Source organism: Psychromonas antarctica (genome assembly GCF_022267535.1).
In the GTDB taxonomy this organism is placed as follows: domain Bacteria; phylum Pseudomonadota; class Gammaproteobacteria; order Enterobacterales; family Psychromonadaceae; genus Psychromonas; species Psychromonas antarctica.
On the sequence record NZ_JAHNZV010000243.1, the window covers coordinates 1 to 1,362 of the forward strand.

2 protein-coding genes are annotated in these 1,362 nt (G+C 37.4%); both read left to right on the forward strand.

What is annotated here, in order from left to right:
- On the forward strand, nucleotides 1-182 hold a 182-nt coding region (locus KSO91_RS17260), incomplete at its 5' end, for an NADP-dependent isocitrate dehydrogenase (protein WP_238744257.1).
- A gap of 371 nt (nucleotides 183-553) precedes the next feature.
- Nucleotides 554-1,362, forward strand: an 809-nt coding sequence (locus tag KSO91_RS17265; RefSeq protein WP_238744258.1) for an esterase/lipase family protein, incomplete at its 3' end; no start/stop codon positions are given.

Consider the following 1,362-nt stretch of genomic DNA (forward strand, 5'->3'; position numbering starts at 1 on the left):
AGGCGACTTTTGCACCGCTGGCTAAAGCCTTATCTGAAAATGAAGCTACTATTATTAATGAGTTAAACGCTGCACAAGGTGCAAAAGTCGACCTTGGTGGTTACTTTCATACTGATCCTGTTAAAGTGACTGCAGCCATGTGTCCAAGTAAAACTTTAAACGCGATTATAGCGGCGATTTAAGTTGTGTTAACTCACTGCTAGTTTACAAAAAGGTGCTCATTGAGCACCTTTTTTTTGAGCGATAGCTTGTATTATCAATTTTATCAATTAGATATTCTATTAGGCGTATCAATAATAGCGCTGAGCTTGCGGTTTATTCTTTGGTCGCTTCTAAGATATAACAAAAAGGTTCTATCTGTGCGGACAATAATATCCATTCAGTTTTAATTTTTATATTTTTAAAGGGGGCGCTATACTTCAAATATTATTTTGCTAGTGAAATCGTATTTGTTTTCTTTTGAAATTTTAAGATGTAAAAAATATCTACTTCGGTATAACAATCACTTGGTCACTGTACTTGCATATTTAATAACGTTAAGGGGATAATCGTTATGAGATTAATTTTAGTATTTATCGGTAGTGTTTTTTTAACTGCTTGCTCTTTTTTTCCCCCTTATCAGCCGCAGCCTGAACCTCTGCAGTTAGGACGATTACCGACTCCCGATCGGTCAGTTGAGATAGCTAATTTAGGGCCTTGTACTGACTCGAAAGATCGCACTTTAAAATTTAATTCGACTCATCCAATAACTGTCTTAGTACATGGTTGTAAAGGTTCGGCAGGGCGGTTTCGTTCATTAGCCCAGCTTTATGCATTTCATGGTCAGCAGGCTATCTGTTATAGCTATAATGATCGAGATAGCCTAACTGAAAGTGCGGATAAACTGGCGATTGCATTACAAGAACTTGCAATACAGACTCTTGATAAAAATATCTCTGTTATCGGTCATAGTCTTGGAGGTTTAGTTGCGCGTAAATCGATGGAAGATAATCATTCTCACCATTGGGAACGTGCTGATATAAACATAAATTTGATCACGGTTTCAGCTCCTATAGCGGGGATAGATGCGGCAAGCAGTTGTGGTTCTTCTACTTTTAATTGGTTAAGTTTAGGGGTGATCCCTGCTATTTGCTGGGGTATTACTGGGGATAACTGGTATCAGATAACGCCGAGATCTGATTTTATTAACTATCCAGAGCCGTTGTCCGCTTCAGTACAACGTTATTTAAAAGTGGTTACTAATGAAAAAAATAGTTGCCGTACAGTAGATAGTAAAGGTAAGTGTATAAAAAGTGATGAGGTTTTTGCCATAGATGAACAATATCAACCTGTAATAGATAACTATCCGCAAATAACCAGTGT